The following is a 1,096-nucleotide window of genomic DNA, read 5'->3' as shown; positions in this document are numbered from 1 at the left end:
CCGTCCAGCCATTTGAGGTAGTCTTAACGGAGCAGGGTTTTGTGCGTAGTTGAGACGGACGCAGGGCGACCTGGGCATCTCCCATTCGCTGCGTAGGCGAATGAATGTTGGTGACAGGAGTCCCAGAATGTTGTGAGGTAGCATGGCGCGCCTGTATCGCTAAAATTGGGGAGTAGGCTTTAGCCTACATCTTATAGTGATTTATGTAGGCTAAAGCCTACTCCCCAATGCTAAAAATCATACTCGCGCAACTCACCCAACACAGCAATAAAAAAGCCCTTATAAAAAAGGGCTTTTTAAATAAGGATTTAAACCACTTTAACCAAGCATCTCCCGAATTAGGAAAGTGGTCTTTAGCCTTAAACCTTGGGGGTCTAATCCTGCTCTGGCATATCCTGAACAATCATAATGTACGGTTCGCCCAATGGAAATTCATCATCCATATTTTTAAAGTAAACTACTTTTCCGTAAGTTTCATTAACTGCTGGTAATATTTTTGCTGCTTCTTCCGCTGTTAAATCAGGGAATGTAGCGTGTGCTCTTGGTACTTCTACTAAGTGATAGTGCCAGTAATGCTTTTCTTCTTCAGGCAATGAATTATATTGCGCTGTAGTAATAATATACTCAAAACCGATTGGCTTATCCTGGTCTTTCATTCCTGAATGGAACATTAAACAAATAAAAGTACCGTCGTCATAAGCTTTACAATGATGATGTACAATAATTTGTAATTTAGGATCATTTATATCATGAGAATCAGGTCTCATATGTCTGATCGCCTGGATATGTAGGTCGTTAAACCCTAAGTGATTAGGATATTCTTTTTGGCGCGGATTCAGTGTCTCGTTATAGACCGCTTCTTTTTCAACCACAATGGGGGCTTTCTCAAATGTTGAACAACCCGTCATAAATGCGACTAACGCACCTGCAATCAGTAATTTTGTTTTCATAATGATCTTCCTCTTTAGAAAATGCTTATCAGATAGTTTTAATTATATTCGTTCTTATTGAGTAAATACATATTAGGGTTTTATTGTATGCTAATAATTATTTATGTCAAATAAATTTCCTAGTAATTTAGTAAACAATTATCACA

General features: G+C 38.3%; 1 protein-coding gene. It reads right to left on the bottom strand.

Annotated elements, in window-relative coordinates:
* Nucleotides 1-374: 374 nt before the first annotated feature.
* Entirely contained in the window at nt 375-950 is a 576-nt protein-coding gene (locus CDZ78_RS18185) for a DUF1264 domain-containing protein (RefSeq protein WP_087871249.1), read from the bottom strand.
* Nucleotides 951-1,096 lie beyond the last annotated feature (146 nt).

This window comes from Bathymodiolus platifrons methanotrophic gill symbiont (assembly GCF_002189065.1).
Lineage (GTDB): Bacteria > Pseudomonadota > Gammaproteobacteria > Methylococcales > Methylomonadaceae > Methyloprofundus.
This window is presented reverse-complemented; position numbering and strand designations above follow the sequence as displayed.